Genomic DNA, 16,567 nt, shown 5'->3' with positions numbered 1-16,567 from the left:
AAATTGTTATGTTCATCAATTTTTCATAAATTTGCAACCCGCATTTTTAATGCGGCTAAAAGCGTATCATGATAAATAAAAACAACAGGAACAGTCGGGATGACAAGTCCAAACCAGGCAGTCGGAAAACAGAAGGCAGAAGTAGTTCGGCCGGGTCTGAGAGAAGAAGATCAGACGACAAAGACAGCAAATTCAAAAAATCATCCGATTCTAAAGACGGCTTCAAACCTAGAAGCTCAGAGGGTAAAGATTTCAAATCAAAATCTTTCGGAGACAAAAAAGACTTCAGGCCAAGAACAGGAGACCGTAATTTTAAATCGAAAGATGGAGAATCAACAGGTTTCAAATTTGGAGACCGCGAGTTTAAATCAAAAGATAACAACTCAAAATCAGAAGACCGCAGTTTCAAGCCAAGAGAAGGTGGATCGAGAGATTACAAGCCAAGAACTGGAGATCGTGATTTCAAATCGAGAGAGGGAGGATCAAGAGATTACAAACCGAGAACAGGAGACAGAGATTTTAAACCAAGAGAAGGTGGTGCAAGAGATTATAAGCCAAGAACAGGAGAACGCGATTTCAAATCTAAGGATGGAGATTCGAGAGATTTTAAACCGAGAACTGGCGACCGCGACTTTAAACCTAGAGAAGGCGGATCAAGAGATTACAAGCCAAGAACGGGAGACCGTGATTTCAAATCGAAAGATGGTGGACCAAGAGATTTCAAACCGAGAGAAGGTGGCTATAAAGATTACAAATCAAGAGGCAAATCTGATGATTTCAAGCCAAGTGCTGGAAGTTCAAGAGATGTAAAACCTAGAGAACCGAGAGAAGGCGATACCCGTCCGTTTAGAAAACGCGAGGATGCTCAGCCAAGAGATACAGAGTTTAACCGCCCAGAGCGCACTGTAATTGCCCAAGGCCGCAAAACAAATGAAGAGAAAGGCTTAATTCGCCTTAACAGATATATTTCAAATGCAGGTATCTGCTCTCGCCGTAAAGCTGATGAGCTAATTGCTGCCGGCATTATTACCGTAAACGGAGAAGCCATTACCGAATTAGGACATAAAGTTGATCCAGCGAAAGATTTAGTACGTTATAACGGCGAGCTATTGAAACGCGAGAAAAAAGTTTACGTTTTATTAAACAAACCAAAAGATTACATCACCACTACCGACGATCCACAAGAACGCCGTACCGTAATGCAATTGGTTGACAAGGCGAGCCGCGAGCGTATTTACCCAGTTGGCCGTTTAGACCGTAATACAACAGGTTTATTGTTGATGACAAACGATGGTGATTTAGCAGATAAATTATCGCATCCTAAAAACGGTATCACCAAAATTTATAATATTGAGCTGGATAAAGCTTTATCACAAGGCGATTTAAACAAAATTGCTTTTGGTTTAGAGCTGGAAGACGGATTGATTAAACCCGATAACATTTCTTACGTTGCGGGTGGAACCAAAAAAGAAATCGGCATCCAGATCCATAGTGGTAAAAACAGAATTGTTCGTCGTATTTTCGAACACCTGGGTTACAATGTAGAAAAATTAGACCGTGTAGTATATGGTAATCTGACTAAGAAAGATTTACCACGTGGCAGATGGCGCTATCTTGAAGATCATGAATTGATCCAGATTAAACATCTGATAAAATAATACGTAAAAGGCAACCAATGGTTGCCTTTTTTGTTGCTTATTAAAAAAAATTGTTATCCTGAGCAATCAATTTTTTCAGAAAAACATTGGAGTGGATATTACAGGTACCACGCATCGTCATTCTCAACTTGATTGGGAATCGTAATGCCTTAGTTGGGTTTGTAGGTTGCATTAAGATTCCCGCCTGCGCGGGAAAGACGACCGTTCTTTGGAATCCATCAATGGTAGTATAGTCCAATTTGAGGATAGCCCAACATTATTGCATCTCAATTGCAAATTACATTTTACGATTCCAAAGTAAATTAAGAACAATGAAAACGGTTTATTAAATGGAAATTAATTTCCGTGCTCTTCCGTGCCTCCGTGGCTAATTACATTTTAATTCCCCATATTTGTCAAAATCAACATCGTTTTTCATGAAAAAAATTAGTTCAGTATTTATACTTTCTATACTATCAACGCTAACATTTGCGCAAAAAACCAATTACAACCTTATTGTTGGCACCTATACCGCACCTGGAAAAAGCGAAGGAATCTATACTTACAACTTTAATAGTTCAACCGCAGCTACAACGGTAAAAAGCATCACAAAAAACACAGCCAACCCGAGTTATCTGGCCGTTTCTCCAGATCAGAAATTTGTTTACGTGGTTAATGAAACCGGAGCCACCAGCACAGTCAGTGCTTTTAAATACAACGCAACAACAGGTGCTTTAACTTTTTTAAATAAGGTAGACAGCCACGGTGCCGATCCTTGTTTTATTACCGTTGATGCCAAAAATGTTATTGTTGCGAATTATAGTGGAGGCAGTTTAGCGGTATTCGCACGCAAGACTGACGGTGCCTTAACAGAAGCTTTGCAAGTGATTAAACATACCGGAAAAAGCATTGATCCTAAAGGCAGACAAGAGAGTGCGCATGTACATATGGTTAAATTTACGCCAGATCACAAATATTTAATTGTTAACGATCTGGGTGAAGATCAAACTTACATCTACAACTATAACCCTACCTCAAAAGAAAAAATATTAACCGTTAAGTCGGTAATTAAAACCAATGCAGGCACTGGTCCTAGGCACATCACTTTTAGTCCAAATGGGAAATTTGCCTATTTAGCGCACGAATTTAATGGCAGCATAACCGTTTTCGCCTATTCGAATGGAAGTTTAACCAAAATCCAGGAAATTGGTACTACGCCAAAAGATTTTACCGGAAAAATTGATGGTGCCGACATCCATGTTTCGGCTGATGGAAAATTTCTTTACGAAACCAACCGCGGAGATGCCAATAGCATTTCTGCCTTTTCAATTCTGTCGACCGGAAAATTGAAATTCATCGAAACAGTCAGTACACTCGGCAAAGGGCCAAGAAACTTCACGATTGATCCGACTGGAAATTTCCTATTGATCGGTCATCAATACACCAACAACATCGTTATCTTCAAGCGAAATAAAATTACTGGCAAATTAACCGATAGCGGTAAACGCATTGATGTTGGCGCGCCAGTTTGTTTAGTTTTTAATTAATCACCTAAAATTAAGCCAATGGAAAACTTCGATTGGACCAGATTCACCATCAAGATTGCTGTTAAAGCGAAACTTGAAGACATGTACAATGCCTGGACAAAAGCCAGCGAAATTGAGAAATGGTTTTTAAGCGAGGCGGAATTCTCTGACGAAAACGGCATATTGCTCAACAAAACGCAAAACGTATTGAAAGGCGATAAATACAAATGGATCTGGTATCTGTATGATGATATTGAAAAAGGGAGCATAACTGAAGCCAATGACAAAAATGAACTTCAATTTACTTTTGCAGGCGAATGTTTGGTCGACATTAAACTCAGAGAAGAGTTTGAGTATGTAGTTGTAGAGTTGACGCAAAAGAATATTCCTTTAGATGAAAATGCAAAAAGAAATATTCGCTTAGGTTGTCATAATGGTTGGAGTTTTTATTTGGTTAATTTAAAATCTGTTTACGAAGGTGGTTTGGACTTAAGAAATAAGGATAACCGCTTTAAGCCCATGCTGAATAATTGAGAACTGAAAAACAATTTTAGCAGAAAAAACACCAAACACGATCGTCATCCTGAGTTCAGCCGAGGATCTTTATAGCATGATAGATACTGAAACAAGTTCAGTATGACGATATGAGTAAACGCGTAAATAAATTAAGTTCCATTATCTTACGCGAGCGTCCTGCTGAATTTATTTCAACATCTTTATTGCCAGAAAACGAAATGAAATAGAACAACAGAGGTTATGGAACGAGGCGGCTGCGTTTACATATTAACGAATCACACACATACGGTTTTGTATATCGGCGTAACATCCGATTTATATTTCAGGATAGTTGAGCACAGGGAGAAGAAATATCCAGATTCATTTACAGCCAAATACAATTGTATCAAACTTGTTTATTACGAGCAGTTTGATTCTATTGAAGAAGCCATTGCGAAAGAAAAACAATTGAAAAACTGGAAGCGGGCCTGGAAGATTAATCTGATTAATCAAAATAACTCAAATTGGGAGGATTTGTTTGAAACCCTAGAATAAAGCTGAAATACCCATTCGATCCGTCACCCTGAATTCATTTCAGGGTCTTAATGACAACAAACTAGCATGATAGATACTGAAACAAGTTCAATATAACGAAACGCCCACTCCCCGTCGCTCTGAATTCATTTCAGGGGCTTAATGACAACAAACTAGCATGATAGATACTGAAACAAGTTCAGTATGACGAATCTCGGAAATATATTACCTTTGCTAAGGAAATGAATTGTAAATCAACATACTTAGAAAAAAATCATTTAAAATGGACGGCAATATTAGTCCTGTTTCTGAGTTTGTTCACATTTTCGAGCAACCAGGCCAATTCAGTCACCCTTCAATCGAATCCAGTTTTTCAAACAGAATGGGTATCTGGATTACAAAAGAGTTTTTCTACTTCAAGTGTTTTCAACAAGTCAACAAGAAAAACATGCACTTCGATAAATGAATACGATCTGCAGATTTCTGCTTTTAATGAGTTAGTAAAAACCAAATTAACAAAACTCGCTAAAGCATTCTTACCTACGTCAAATACTTCAAGCTTTTTTGTTCAGGAAACAATCTCACAATACCCCACTGAAATCCCTACCAGCTAATTGAAGCTTTAGCCATTATCAGGCTATTTAATTAGTACTTACAGGTCTATTGGTTATTTAACCGACAAGCCATCATTCTATCGAAACATGAAACAGTTCAAAAAAGCCCTGAGGCTAACAGGATTGGTATTGCTGATTCTTTTAGCCTCTTTTGGACTTGGAGGAGGTGTTCCTATTCCTCCACCTAATAGAAGAGAAAACCATATTGAAATAAAAATAGAGTTAAAAGAAGCAGAAGATAAAGAAAAACTAACTTTATCAGCTATCAGGGAATAAAGAAAAATGGCCCCGATTTTCATTGGGGCCATTCAAATATTATATTGTCGCTTATTATGCCGGTTCTGCAACTCTGGCTACATTGCGATATGGGAATTCATTAAAGATATGTCTGCGGGCAAAACGGCCTGGAGAATCGGCGTTAACCAATTTCACGTAGATTGCTTTTGGCACATCGAAATATTCGTAAGCACTTCCATCAAAAAACTGGATATTTAAAACCTGTTGTTTGTATTCGAAATCCTGAATATTCGACAATGTTGTAGTTTGCGTGTACGTTTCGATATTCTGTTCGCGTGTTTCTGGCGCAATACTTACCAAGAAATGGTAAGCTTCGATAATTTCTTTACTTCTAGCTTCTGCATCTAATTTCTCTTCTTCCTGCTGAAATTTATCAGGGTGACAATCTTTCATCAATGTGCGGTACACAGATTTAAGCTCTTTTAACTCAGCATTTTTATCTACGCTCAAAAGCTTTCTGTAATCAACTATTTTCTTCATTTGGGATAACCTCTTTTTTAATTTTGTCGAAATGATTTTAGGGATCTTTATCTGCAAAACCGTTTCAAGCCGCAAAGATACGATTTATAATCATTTGATTTTGAGAAAGTTTAATTTGTTAAATATTGCTGATATGATTCATCAACTAACGAGTTCTCCTGTATCTTACTTAAGTTTTTTAACAACAGATGCACACGGATTTATCATCTGTGTGCATCCTTTTATCTGTGGTTAAATATAACGTGATACTTAAATTGTTAATATTTAGCTTGTAATGAGTTTTCGATTACTTCCTTATAATAGTTAACATAAACAGGTAGGATCTTTTTCAGGTCAAAATCTTGTGCCCTTGCAAAAGCATTTTCTTTGAAACGATTCAGGGTTTCATCATCCTTTAATATTTCAATGGCATGGGCTGCCATTGCATCTACATCTCCAACATTGCTCATGTAGCCACAAAATCCGTCAACGTTCAGCTCAGGCAAACCACCCGCATTTGTAGTAATTGCCGGCACTTTACAAGCCATTGCCTCTAATGCAGCTAAACCGAAGCTTTCAGATTCTGATGGCATTAAGAAAAGATCTGAAACCGATAAGATTTCTTCAACCGCATCTTGCTTACCTAAAAACCTTACATTTTCGCAAATATTCAACGATCTGCAAAGCTGCTCATCGTAAGCACGCTCTGGCCCATCGCCTACCATTAATAGTTTCGACGGAATAACCGCTTGTACTTTTTCGAAAATCCTAATCACGTCAGCCGTACGTTTTACTTTCCTGAAATTACTGGTGTGGATTAAAATCCTTTCGTTATTTGGCGCGATCGCTTTTTTGAAGTGACCTTTTGCCTGCAAACTGAAGCGCGAAAAATCTATAAAATTTGGGATTACCTTAATTTCTTTTGTAATCTCGAAATGATTATAAGTATCTTCTTTTAAATCTTCTGATACTGTAGTTACACCGTCGCTTTGATTAATAGAAAAGGTAACCACGGGTTTATAAGTTGGATCTTTACCCACCAAAGTAATATCGGTACCATGCAAAGTTGTTACCACCGGAATATGAATACCATAACTTGCCAAAATCTGTTTCGCCATAAAAGCAGCAGAAGCATGTGGAATGGCATAATGAACGTGTAATACATCCAATTGTTCAAAACGGACAACATCTACCAGTTTGCTGGCCAGTGCCGATTCGTAAGGAGCATAATCAAAAAGTGGATAATCTCTTACCGAAACCTCGTGATAAAACAGGTTGGCAGAAAAGAAATCGAGCCTGGCAGGCTGACTATAAGTAATAAAGTGAACCTGATGTCCCTCGTTAGCAAGTGCTTTACCAAGTTCTGTTGCAACTACTCCACTACCGCCAAAAGTGGGGTAGCAAACAATTCCTATCTTCATTGTACATGTATTGTTGTTATCGCAAATGTACCCGATTTTAATCTATAATGCGTGTCGGCTTATTGCAATAAAAAAGACGAGATATTGAGTAGAGATTTTATAAGAGATTGTAGGAAAATTATTGCACTCAAATTATTATTTGAGATTTCGCATTTCTTCTTTTATTACAAGAAAAAGTTCGTTAGGCCTTTGGGTACCAATAAAATATTCCAAGCCATCGCGATCGGTTAAAACAACCGCATCTTTACCCGATGAATAAAAACGGATCGTACCTTTTGTGTGCAGGTTGTAAACCGGGTTATTGAAAAAATAACGGCTATAAGTTGCCTTACGTACATCAACAATACTATTCAGGTCTATCTTAACACGTTTGGTTGTCCAAAGACCATCCAAAATCATACTGCCATTATCTACTACAATTTTGTACTGGATAAGGAAAAGTAAAAGCATAGAAACACCGATGATCCCGAAGCCTACAACGAGGAACAAGTCTTGTGTATTGTCACGATCCCGCTCATAAACATAGGCTGCAAAACAGAACGCAGCCATAATAAGCCTAATGAAAATACGGACATAATCACGGCCGATGTACTGTTTTTCGATATAGGCGTATTTGCTTTCCACTTATTTAATTTTGAGTTCGAATATAGCAACTTTTTTTGTTGCTGTAGTTAATTTATATCGGTTATCCTGCCGCATACCTGCAATCCAAACAATTTCACCATTGCCGTTAACCAAAATCGGCGTAACGCTTTTCAAATGTAGGGGAACTTTCTCGTCAATAAAATAATCGCTCACTTTTTTGGGATTACGCATACCCAATGGAATAAATTTATCTCCATTTTGCCAATTCCTCAACACCAAAGGGAAAATTAATTTATCAGCATTTACAAACGCTTTATTCGAGTTAATTTCGAATTTCACTTCATCTGTAAACCTCAACGATATTTCATCATTAGCAAAAGCAATGTTTTCTGTTGTTGGGTGGATAAACTGATTAGCAGTAACCGATGTGTTTTTTTCAACGATAACCAGATCACTTCTATTGATAATGGCCTGATGTGTGGCGCTAAAAAAATGTGTACCACTTAAAGCCTTTAAACTGTCTAAAATTTCCTGCACTACATTTTCGCCAAAATTAAAAGGCTTAAGTAACTCGTAAAGCAAGAGCTTTTGCGGGTTTAATTTCGAAACCTCCTCCAAAGGAATATAAATGCCATCATTCCTTTTATTTAGGATTTTATTTGCAAGTTTCTCAACCTGGATATTTAAAAAAGCTTCCAATTCAGCAAAGCGTGAGATATTTTCGGCAAATGTTTTTTCGAGATTAGGGTTAATCTCCTGCAGATGTGGTACTACCTGTAGTCTGATTTTATTCCGTGTATAATTTGTACTTGCGTTCGAGCTATCTTCTACAAAATCGATGTTATTTGTCCTTACAATTTCATCAATCTGCTGTCGGTTCAAAAAGAGCAAGGGTCTGATCAGTAAATCACGTTTAGGTAAAATGCCATGCAATCCACTTATGCCTGTGCCACGGGTAAGGTTAATGAGTACGGTTTCTACCGCATCGTTTTGGTGTTGGGCCAGGGCTATATAATCGTAACCTTCTTTACGCCTAATTTCTTCAAACCAGTTATAGCGCAGATCGCGTGCTGCCATCTGGGTAGAAATTTTATTTTCGGCTGCATATTTTTTGGTATCAAAATGCGTTATATAAAAAGGTAATCCTAAACTTTTGGCCAGTAGCGCAACAAAACTTTCATCACGTTGTGCCTCATCAGCCCGTAAATTAAAATTACAATGTGCCACACCAATATCAACGCCTATTGCTTTAAACAAATGCAACATTAATACCGAGTCTTTTCCTCCACTTACGGCCAAAAGGATCTTGTTAGCCCGAACAAACAGCTGGTGCTGTTCAATAAAATCCTGAAATTGTTTTACGGGTAACATCCACCAAAAATATTTAATTTTAACTGGTATTCCGAACGTTCGGAACAAAAAACTAACTTTGTAGTGTGCAAAAACTATTTGTCTTTTTATTTCTTTTAATCAGTCCAGTATTTTTATTCGGTCAGCGACCCGCTTCGAAGATTAAAATCGTATCGTTCACAAAAATAACAGGCGATCTTAAGAATAAGGTAAACTACCTACGAAACCCTGTTTTCCAACAAGATAATGCAACTTTAACCTGCGATAGTGCTGTATTTTATAGCGAGCGAAACTATTTCGAAGCTTTTAAAAATGTACATATCAACCAGCTTACCACTGATATTTATTCAGATCAATTGGAGTATGATGGGAATAAAAAACATGCGCATTTAACCGGAAATGTGGTGATGAAAGACCCAACATCCACTTTAACCACCAATATTTTAGACTACAATACCCTTAGCAAGATAGGCACTTATACCAGTGGAGGAAAAATTGTAAATCAAGAGGTAACAGTAACGAGTAAAAATGGCTATTATTTTAGTCAAAGAAACGTAGCCTACTTTAAATATGATGTGGTAGTAGTTACACCTCAATCGGTCATAAAATCGGATACGATGAGCTATAATACTCAGGATAAATGGACCTATTTTTATGGTCCTACAAATATCAAGGGAAAAGACGATAATCTTTACACCGAAAATGGCCAGTATAATACGATGACTGAGGATGCTTTTTTTGGAAAGAAAAACCTATACACGCAAGGCACCAGATCTTTAAAAGGTGATAGTTTGTATTATTTCGGAAAAAAAGGAATTGGTAAAGCAGTAAAAAACATTGTTTTTTCTGACACGAAAGATAAGATGAAGATGTTCGGTGATTTGGGCTATTATTATAAACTGGATCAAAGAACATTGGTTACCCGAAATGCATATCTTGGCATTGGCACGGAAGATTCTATAATGGTGAAGAATAAAAAAAGGCCAGATAGTTTATGGATGGGTGCCGATACTTTAGAAACGCAGATGGTGCTACAAAAAACCTTAAAGCTAATCCCTAAAATTTCGATTAAAGCCGACAACCAGGTTGGCGAAGATGATGAAGATACCGGTGAGAAAAAGGGAACCACAGAACCTAAGGAGAAGCCTGAAACACAAAGCACATTAAAAGACGACCGAAACAAACGCAACACCGCAAAAATAAGCAGGGCTGATAGGAAGAAAAAGAATAAGGGTGAGGCGGTGGCGGAAGATCCGCTTAACCTGAAGGATAAAAGCATTGATAGTGTAAAATCGAAAGTAGATTCGCTTGGCAAAGATCTGCCCAAGCTTAACATTGATAGTTTGCAGAAAAACAATCTTTTAAAGAACAAGGCTGATTCTATTATCAAAAATCTGCCTAAACTTAAAACAGATAGTCTGAAAAAGCTGACTGATAAAGCCAATTCGATAGTAAAGGATGTATCGAAAACAAAAGTCGATAGCCTGCAAAAGAAGACCGCCGATAAAGCTTCTCCTATTGTAAAGGATATTTCAAAAACAAAAATCGATAGCCTGCAAAAAAAGATAACAAAATTCGGCATTAAAGATAGTTTAACAAAAGCGCTAGGAAACTTAAAAACCGGCGCATTAAAGACTGATACAGCCAAATTTAACCCAGCTGATACCGTTCAAACGCGTATCATTAAGGCTTACCACGGCGTTAAGATTTTTAAAACGAATATACAGGCTAAAACCGACAGCCTTTTTTACACCAGTGCCGATTCTACGCTACGTTGCTACAGTAATCCGATTATCTGGTCAGAAGGTTCTCAACAGGTTGGCGATACCATCTTTGTTCAGTTCAAGAATAAAAAACTTAATAATTTACAGGCATTTAGAAATGCATTTTTAGTAAATACACCAAAAGATTCGCTAAGATTTAACCAAATAAAAGGAAGGTTAATGACTGGTTTCTTTACCAACGGAAAATTCAAGAACCTATATGTGGATGGCAATGCCGAAAGTATTTATTATACCCAGGATGACAGTACAAAGGTGTATAAAGAAATGAATCAAACCCTAAGCAGCAGGATAAAATTCATCTTCAAGGACAAGGAAAATGCAATTGAGGAAATTGTTTATATCAAGGGAATAGAAGGAGCTTTGAATCCGGAAAACACGATTGCAAAAGATCATGTTTTAAAAGGATTTTCGTGGAAACCTACCGAACGCCCAAAATCAAAAAAAGATGCCATTGGCTCGTCTGGAAAACCTAAACCCAAAGCAAAGGCAAAAGCAGTTGCTGGTAAAACTGTAGCCGGCGCTAAAACCACAGCCCCTACAAATAAATCAGCAACAGCAGCACCTGTGGTTAAGCCGAAAATCACATTGGGAAAAGACAGCTTAAATGTGGATAAGAAATTGCCACAAACCAAACCGGCAGACACCACCAATTTTGGCATTAAACCCATTTTACCCAAAAAGGACTCAGTACAGGTGAAAAAAGTGGTTGGTAAAATGTAGTTTTTGTTATTCACTGAATTAATGGTTAAATTTATTTATGGATTTACAATCAGAAAAACTAAATGTACTTCAACAGATCATTAATTCGAATGATGAAAGTTTAATTAGAGATATTAAATCACTAATTACCGCAAGGGACTTTGATTGGTTTGATGGATTAAATAGTAACCAGCAAAACGATATTATGGAAGGCATAAATCAACTTGATCGCGGCGAAAGTTTTAGCCATGAAGAGGCAAAAAAAAGATTTAGCGTGTAATGGATATTATTTGGTCTAAAAAGGCTGGCGAAACTTTCCAAAAAAATATTGATTATCTAAAAGAAAATTGGACAGAAGTAGAAGTAAAAAAATTTATAACAAGGGTTTTTAGTTATCTCGAAACACTATCTGAAGAACCATTAATCTCAAGAAAAACTTATAAAACAAAGAATACACATATAGGCATGATCATACCGCACATATCAGTTGTGTACCGAATTAAACCAAAAACCAACACTTTAGAGATTGTGACCTTTATAGATAATCGACAAAGTAGCAAAAAGAAAAAAAGATTTTTATAGCTCAGTCCTTTTCAAAAACGCCAACATCTTTTTTAGTGCAATAGCCCTGTGACTGATTTTATTCTTCTCTGTCATGTCCATTTCGGCAAAAGTGATATCATAACCATCCGGCTGAAAAATGGGATCGTAACCGAACCCCTTCGAACCTGATAATTCTGTTCTGATGGTTCCTTCTATTATGCCTTCAAAAATATGGTTTTTACCATCCTGCATTAAAGAAATCACTGTTTTAAACCTTGCTTTTCTGTTGGAGTTGCCCTCAAGTTTAGCTAAAACCAATTGAATATTTTCTAAACTATCCCTGCTTCCAGAATATCGGGCAGAGTAAACTCCTGGTTCGTTATTCAAAGCATCTACCTCTAAACCGCTATCGTCGGCAAAACAATCTAAATTAAAATGTTCAACTACATAGCTGCTTTTTAAAGTAGCATTTCCTTCAAAGGTATCTGCAGTTTCAGGAATATCAACTAAACAACCAATATCTTCCAGATTCAGCACCTCATATTTACCTTCAAGTGCAGCCCGTATTTCTTCGGTTTTATGTTGATTATTGGTCGCAAATACAAGTTTTTTCATTTTAAGGAAGGTAAAAGGTGTAGGGTGTAGGGTGTAGGGTTTGAAAGATTAACTGTTTCTTTGTTACCTGCTTATTTAATTTTTTGAAGATGCCCCCAAAGTGTTTTCTTCGCAGTTAAATCGCTATCCAGATGATGGAGGTTTGGGGCAAATATAATCCTGGTGGTTTCGTGAACGATGATTTCATTCTGCCAGGTAAGGTTCAGTCTCAAGTCGGCAATCTCTACTCCAAAAGACAACATAATGGCAGGTTTAAAAAACCTATGCAGTTCTGCATAGTCAGTTCCGCTATAATTTGCATAATTTAAAATGGCAAAATCAGGTGTGCCCAAATCTACTGCCTTCACAATTTTCCGCAGCAGTTCCCTGCCCTGCTCGGTGCTTACATCATTCTGATTATCGTTTACCAAAATCAGAACCGATTTTTTATTTCCACCTAAAAATTTAAACGTTTTTTCTGGCGCTGGTTCGGCCACAATATGCGGAATTTCAGGACCTTGCGTATAAACTTTAGGTACATTTGTAGGATTAATTCCAGGAATTTGTGTTGTTTCTTGTTTTAAAACAGGTTCTTTTGCTTCCACAACGGAAACATTTTCGACAGCAAAAACTGGCTCTGGATTACGTAAAGGCAGAATTTCTACGCTTTCATCCTTTACCAAGAAAACCTCTTCAGTAAAAAATAAACGTAAAGCATTCGCATTGTTGGTAACCTGGTTTTCCATTCGTATTTTTGTTGGATAATAATTTCTGTTAAAATTAGTTAAATATCTTATAATAGCGTCGCTAATTGTTACTTTTATCCCTTAAAATTTATAGAGTGCTCTGTGTGAGGAAAGCTTACTGCTTATTTGTTTTTAGCTTTATTTATAGCATTTCGTTTGCACAAAACGTGGCTGTGGTAAACGGTAAATCAATAAGTACCAAAGAATTTATGTGGGCATACAAAAAAAGCCATAACGGAAACGTTAGTGCAGCATACGATACTTTACAAGCATATTTAAACTTGTATATAAATTTTAAGCTTAAAGTTTTAGATGCCCGGGAGATGGGATTGGACAAAAACGCCAGCTACCAGGAAGAAATCAAAACTTATGAAGACGCATTAACCACCCATAAAAAAGTTGGGGTCAGCAATAAAGACCGCGATTTTTTATTGAATGAATACCGCGAAGGTGTTTTAATGTTCAATGTTTCGGAACAAAAAATATGGAACAAAGCACAGGAAGACGAGCAGGCGATAAATGAATTTTACACAAAAAACCAACAAAATTACAATAAACCTTTAAGCGAAGTTAGAGGAGAGGTAATTGCCGATTACCAACTAAGTTTAGAAGAAAAATGGCTAAAAAGCCTTAAACAAAAATATCAGATCAAAATTAACGAAAACGAGTTAAAAAAGCTTGCCAAGTTATAGCCAACCTGATTTTTTTGGCCATAAGTATTAAATTTGCAAAATATAACAAATAGAATGAAGAAAGTTTTTTTAGTAGCAACCGCTTTAATTTGCCTGTTTTTAAACAGTTTCGCTCAAAAGCATACTGTAGATAAAGTTGCTGCTGTTGTAGGAAATAATATTATCCTGCTATCAGATTTAAACCAACAATACACACAATATCTTTATCAGGGTAACCAGCCTAACAACGAGATTAAATGTAAACTCTTACAACAAACCTTAACGCAAAAGCTGCTTAAACAACAGGCCGAAATCGATTCGGTAATGGTTGAAGATGGTGCAGTTGATGATGAGGTGAACAAACGTATGCGTTATAGCATGCAGCGTGCAGGTGGTCAGGAGCGTTTAGAGCAATTTTTAAATAAATCTGTTCTGCAGTATAAAGATGAGATCAGACCATCGGTAAAAGATGAGTTGATTGCACAAAAAATGCAACAAAAAATCACTGAGAACATTAACGTTACACCAATGGAGGTTGAAAAATACTTCAAAACTTTGGGCGATAGTGTTCCTCAATTTAATACAGAGGTAGAAGTTGGTGAAGTGATTTTAAACCCGCAGTTAACCCGAGCAGAAAAACAAAAATTCCGCGATAAAATTGAAGCCCTTCGTTTAAGGGTTAAAAGTGGCGAAGATATGGGTGTGTTAGCTAAAACCTATTCTGAAGATCCAGGTTCTGCCGCCGATGGTGGTGACTATGGTTTTATCGACAGGAATACCATGGTTAAAGAATTTACTGCCTGGGCATTTAAACTGAAAGCTGGAGAAATTTCACCAGTGTTCGAAACAGATTATGGTTTCCACTTTTTACAGGTTTTAGAGCGCAGAGGCGAACAAGTACACGTTAGACATATTTTAATTATGCCTAAAACTACACCAGAAAGTTTAACCCGTTTAAAATTGCATGCAGATAGCATTTACAACAACATTATCGGTAAAAAATTAAGTTTCGCCGCTGCTGCAAACCTTTATTCAGATAATAAAGAGAGTAAATATAATGGTGGTATGATGCTCAATGCCGAAAATGTTCAGGCAAGAAGTACTTTTATCCCGGTTGATAAATTAGATCCGTCGGTGTTCTTGGTAATCGATAGCATGAAAATCGGTGGTATTTCTAAACCAGATTTATTTACAGCAGCTGATGGAAAACAAGGGTACCGCATTTTATATTTAAAATCTAAAATTCCACCGCACAAAGCAAACTTAGCTCAAGATTTCCCAAAAATCAGAGATGCCGCACAAAGTGATAAAATTAATCGTACTTTAAGCGAATGGTTTGAAAAACGTCGCGAAAGCACTTACATTAAAATCGACGATGAATTTAACACCTGTGATGAATTAAAAATTTGGACTAAAACCACAGCCGCAAAATAATACCAATGCAGTATAAGAACGAAGTAGAAGCTGTTGATGCACTTCATCAATCTTTCAACAACATTAAAGCCGAAATAAGCAAAGTAGTAGTTGGACAAGATGACATCATAAAATCTGTTTTAATCGCCATTTTTAGTAACGGACACTGTCTGTTGGTTGGCGTACCAGGATTGGCAAAAACGTTACTTGTACAAACGGTGGCTTCTGTTTTAGACCTCGATTTTAACCGCATCCAGTTTACACCCGATTTAATGCCAAGTGATATTATTGGCGCAGAGATTTTAGGAGAAGACAGGCACTTTAAATTTATAAAAGGGCCTGTTTTTTCTAATATTATCCTCGCTGATGAGATTAACCGTACACCACCAAAAACCCAGGCTGCTTTATTAGAAGCCATGCAGGAGAAATCGGTTACCGCAGCTGGGCAAACCCATATTTTACCAAAACCGTTTTTCGTTCTGGCCACACAAAACCCTATTGAGCAGGAAGGAACTTACCCCCTACCCGAAGCTCAGTTAGATCGTTTCATGTTCAATATTCAATTAAATTACCCTGCCTTTGCAGATGAATTGAACATTGTAAAAAACACGACCAGCAATAAAACCGTTCAACTGCAGAAAATTATCCATGCAGATGATATTCAATATTTCCAGAAACTGATCCGCGATATTCCTATTACCGATAATGTTTTGGAATATGCCGTAAAACTGGCTGCTAAAACCCGTCCTAATAGCGAGTTTGCTACCGATGCCGTTAATAAATACATCAGTTGGGGTGCTGGTCCGCGTGCCTCGCAGTTTTTAGTGTTGGGTGCAAAATGCCACGCCGCCGTAACGGGGAAATACTCGCCAGACATTGAAGATGTTAAAGCAGTTGCTGAGCCTATTTTACGCCACCGCATTGTGCGTAACTACCGCGCAGAAGCTGAAGGCTTATCAATCGAGAAAATCATTAAAGATTTATTGTAGTAGCATTAAGCTAGTCGGGATTTGCAATCCCGCCTTGATGAGCCAGAATTTTTAACTTCTATTAGTAGATTACAAATCCACAATACAGCAGGTCGAGATTGCAAATCTCGACCAACGGAATTTTTAATCCTTACATTGTGGATTGCAAATCCAGACTAACGAAAAATATTATTATTTTTAAACTTAATATTCTACAATAAATTATCACGC

Annotated in this window: 17 protein-coding genes; 11 read left to right on the top strand and 6 right to left on the bottom strand. The window is 37.2% G+C overall.

The genetic code is table 11. The features are described from left to right. Positions 1–68: 68 nt before the first annotated feature. The 5 genes from AC1DNH_RS11440 to AC1DNH_RS11420 all read left to right on the top strand — a co-directional run bounded on the left by AC1DNH_RS11440 (position 69) and on the right by AC1DNH_RS11420 (position 5,082). A complete protein-coding gene (locus AC1DNH_RS11440) occupies positions 69–1,658 on the top strand; it encodes a pseudouridine synthase (protein ID WP_477578288.1) in 1,590 nt (529 codons plus the stop codon). A gap of 416 nt (positions 1,659–2,074) precedes the next feature. After that, complete coding sequence (locus AC1DNH_RS11435) at positions 2,075–3,184, top strand: lactonase family protein (RefSeq protein ID WP_477578286.1); 1,110 nt, start codon at positions 2,075–2,077, stop codon at positions 3,182–3,184. An 18-nt stretch (positions 3,185–3,202) separates the two neighbouring features. Beyond that, positions 3,203–3,697, top strand: a complete 495-nt coding sequence (locus AC1DNH_RS11430; protein ID WP_477578284.1) for an SRPBCC family protein — start codon at positions 3,203–3,205, stop codon at positions 3,695–3,697. A gap of 222 nt (positions 3,698–3,919) precedes the next feature. After that, the gene (locus AC1DNH_RS11425; protein WP_477578282.1) at positions 3,920–4,213 is read left to right on the top strand and encodes a GIY-YIG nuclease family protein; all 294 of its coding nucleotides are present in this window, start codon (positions 3,920–3,922) and stop codon (positions 4,211–4,213) included. Between the two features lie 680 nt (positions 4,214–4,893). Then, entirely contained in the window at positions 4,894–5,082 is a 189-nt protein-coding gene (locus AC1DNH_RS11420) for a hypothetical protein (RefSeq protein ID WP_477578280.1), read from the top strand. A 54-nt stretch (positions 5,083–5,136) separates the two neighbouring features. On the opposite strand, the gene AC1DNH_RS11415 is transcribed toward AC1DNH_RS11420, so the two are convergent. The 4 genes from AC1DNH_RS11415 to tilS form a co-directional block, all read right to left on the bottom strand. Further along, positions 5,137–5,583 carry a KTSC domain-containing protein gene (locus AC1DNH_RS11415; protein WP_029279950.1) on the bottom strand — a complete coding sequence of 149 codons (447 nt, stop codon included), beginning with the start codon at positions 5,581–5,583 and terminating at the stop codon, positions 5,137–5,139. A gap of 257 nt (positions 5,584–5,840) precedes the next feature. Next, a complete protein-coding gene (gene bshA, locus AC1DNH_RS11410; RefSeq protein ID WP_057931188.1) occupies positions 5,841–6,983 on the bottom strand; it encodes an N-acetyl-alpha-D-glucosaminyl L-malate synthase BshA in 1,143 nt (380 codons plus the stop codon). A 135-nt stretch (positions 6,984–7,118) separates the two neighbouring features. Further along, the gene (locus AC1DNH_RS11405) at positions 7,119–7,607 is read right to left on the bottom strand and encodes a hypothetical protein (RefSeq protein WP_029282618.1); all 489 of its coding nucleotides are present in this window, start codon (positions 7,605–7,607) and stop codon (positions 7,119–7,121) included. Continuing rightward, entirely contained in the window at positions 7,608–8,939 is a 1,332-nt protein-coding gene (gene tilS / locus AC1DNH_RS11400; RefSeq protein WP_477578277.1) for a tRNA lysidine(34) synthetase TilS, read from the bottom strand. A gap of 65 nt (positions 8,940–9,004) precedes the next feature. On the opposite strand from tilS, the gene AC1DNH_RS11395 reads away from it, so the two are divergent. The 3 genes from AC1DNH_RS11395 to AC1DNH_RS11385 are packed head-to-tail and all read left to right on the top strand — an operon-like array spanning position 9,005 to position 11,983. Next, positions 9,005–11,422 carry an OstA-like protein gene (locus AC1DNH_RS11395; protein WP_477578275.1) on the top strand — a complete coding sequence of 806 codons (2,418 nt, stop codon included), beginning with the start codon at positions 9,005–9,007 and terminating at the stop codon, positions 11,420–11,422. A gap of 37 nt (positions 11,423–11,459) precedes the next feature. Then, positions 11,460–11,681: a hypothetical protein gene (locus AC1DNH_RS11390; RefSeq protein ID WP_477578273.1), complete on the top strand. Its 222-nt coding sequence runs from the start codon at positions 11,460–11,462 to the stop codon at positions 11,679–11,681. Further along, positions 11,681–11,983, top strand: coding sequence for a type II toxin-antitoxin system RelE/ParE family toxin (locus AC1DNH_RS11385; protein WP_477578271.1), 303 nt, complete (start codon positions 11,681–11,683; stop codon positions 11,981–11,983). The genes AC1DNH_RS11390 and AC1DNH_RS11385 overlap by 1 nt, the downstream gene beginning before the upstream one ends. Here the strand turns inward: AC1DNH_RS11385 and AC1DNH_RS11380 are convergent. Beyond that, positions 11,978–12,559, bottom strand: a complete 582-nt coding sequence (locus AC1DNH_RS11380) for a non-canonical purine NTP diphosphatase (RefSeq protein WP_477578269.1) — start codon at positions 12,557–12,559, stop codon at positions 11,978–11,980. The genes AC1DNH_RS11385 and AC1DNH_RS11380 overlap by 6 nt on opposite strands. A gap of 71 nt (positions 12,560–12,630) precedes the next feature. Then, entirely contained in the window at positions 12,631–13,284 is a 654-nt protein-coding gene (locus AC1DNH_RS11375; protein ID WP_477578267.1) for a hypothetical protein, read from the bottom strand. Positions 13,285–13,388: 104 nt separating this feature from the next. Between AC1DNH_RS11375 and AC1DNH_RS11370 the strand changes: the two genes are divergently transcribed. Genes AC1DNH_RS11370 through AC1DNH_RS11360 form a run of 3 tightly spaced genes read left to right on the top strand, consistent with a single transcriptional unit; the run spans position 13,389 to position 16,357 of the window. Continuing rightward, positions 13,389–13,976 (top strand): hypothetical protein, encoded by a 588-nt coding sequence (locus AC1DNH_RS11370; RefSeq protein ID WP_477607485.1) that lies wholly within the window; start codon positions 13,389–13,391, stop codon positions 13,974–13,976. 54 nt (positions 13,977–14,030) lie between these two features. Beyond that, positions 14,031–15,389, top strand: a complete 1,359-nt coding sequence (locus tag AC1DNH_RS11365) for a peptidylprolyl isomerase (protein WP_215125317.1) — start codon at positions 14,031–14,033, stop codon at positions 15,387–15,389. Positions 15,390–15,394: 5 nt separating this feature from the next. Beyond that, on the top strand, positions 15,395–16,357 hold the full coding sequence (locus AC1DNH_RS11360) for an AAA family ATPase (RefSeq protein WP_029279992.1): 963 nt from the start codon (positions 15,395–15,397) through the stop codon (positions 16,355–16,357). Positions 16,358–16,567: the final 210 nt, after the last annotated feature.

The organism is Pedobacter sp. 01N310 (assembly GCF_056399805.1).
The sequence above is the reverse complement of the archived record's forward strand: the minus strand, read 5'-3'. Positions and strand labels throughout refer to the sequence as shown.

Bases quoted from the DNA above. Each gene is read 5' to 3' on its own strand.
- AC1DNH_RS11440 (WP_477578288.1), top strand. From the start codon at position 69: ATGATAAATAAAAACAACAGGAACAGTCGGGATGACAAGTCCAAACCA.
- AC1DNH_RS11435 (WP_477578286.1), top strand. From the start codon at position 2,075: ATGAAAAAAATTAGTTCAGTATTTATACTTTCTATACTATCAACGCTA.
- AC1DNH_RS11430 (WP_477578284.1), top strand. From the start codon at position 3,203: ATGGAAAACTTCGATTGGACCAGATTCACCATCAAGATTGCTGTTAAA.
- AC1DNH_RS11425 (WP_477578282.1), top strand. From the start codon at position 3,920: ATGGAACGAGGCGGCTGCGTTTACATATTAACGAATCACACACATACG.
- AC1DNH_RS11420 (WP_477578280.1), top strand. From the start codon at position 4,894: ATGAAACAGTTCAAAAAAGCCCTGAGGCTAACAGGATTGGTATTGCTG.
- AC1DNH_RS11415 (WP_029279950.1), bottom strand. From the start codon at position 5,583: ATGAAGAAAATAGTTGATTACAGAAAGCTTTTGAGCGTAGATAAAAAT.
- bshA (WP_057931188.1), bottom strand. From the start codon at position 6,983: ATGAAGATAGGAATTGTTTGCTACCCCACTTTTGGCGGTAGTGGAGTA.
- tilS (WP_477578277.1), bottom strand. From the start codon at position 8,939: ATGTTACCCGTAAAACAATTTCAGGATTTTATTGAACAGCACCAGCTG.
- AC1DNH_RS11390 (WP_477578273.1), top strand. From the start codon at position 11,460: ATGGATTTACAATCAGAAAAACTAAATGTACTTCAACAGATCATTAAT.
- AC1DNH_RS11385 (WP_477578271.1), top strand. From the start codon at position 11,681: ATGGATATTATTTGGTCTAAAAAGGCTGGCGAAACTTTCCAAAAAAAT.
- AC1DNH_RS11380 (WP_477578269.1), bottom strand. From the start codon at position 12,559: ATGAAAAAACTTGTATTTGCGACCAATAATCAACATAAAACCGAAGAA.
- AC1DNH_RS11375 (WP_477578267.1), bottom strand. From the start codon at position 13,284: ATGGAAAACCAGGTTACCAACAATGCGAATGCTTTACGTTTATTTTTT.
- AC1DNH_RS11365 (WP_215125317.1), top strand. From the start codon at position 14,031: ATGAAGAAAGTTTTTTTAGTAGCAACCGCTTTAATTTGCCTGTTTTTA.
- AC1DNH_RS11360 (WP_029279992.1), top strand. From the start codon at position 15,395: ATGCAGTATAAGAACGAAGTAGAAGCTGTTGATGCACTTCATCAATCT.